The 277-nt window shown below is 60.3% G+C and carries 1 protein-coding gene; it reads right to left on the bottom strand.

Annotated features, from left to right (window positions below):
* On the bottom strand, window positions 1-157 hold a 157-nt coding region (locus SCA31_RS23145), incomplete at its 3' end, for an epoxide hydrolase N-terminal domain-containing protein (RefSeq protein ID WP_410699373.1).
* Between the last annotated feature and the right edge of the window lie 120 nt (window positions 158-277).

Below are 277 nucleotides of genomic sequence, written 5' to 3'. Positions count from 1 at the left end.
AGTCGAAATCCTCGGACCAATACGTGACTAGTCGACGCAGCTCATTGTGGTCAGTCCCGGCTTCCCAACTCGTGGACGGCCAAGGTGTCGACCAACGGGTGTCGCGGAGCCTCCGGCGCAGATCGGCGAGGTCCTTGTGGCTAGGCGCGAAGTTCATGAGCTCCTTTTAAGTGCAGCGAAGCTCCTCAGTGTGGAGAAGGTTCTCGAAGCTTATCGCCCGAGCTGACATCAAGTCGTGTCCGCAAGCCGGTGGCTTAGCGGGCCCTGCAAAGCGCCG

The sequence above is a fragment of the Chryseobacterium sp. SIMBA_028 genome (assembly GCF_046535285.1).
GTDB lineage: Bacteria > Bacteroidota > Bacteroidia > Flavobacteriales > Weeksellaceae > Chryseobacterium.
This window is presented reverse-complemented; position numbering and strand designations above follow the sequence as displayed.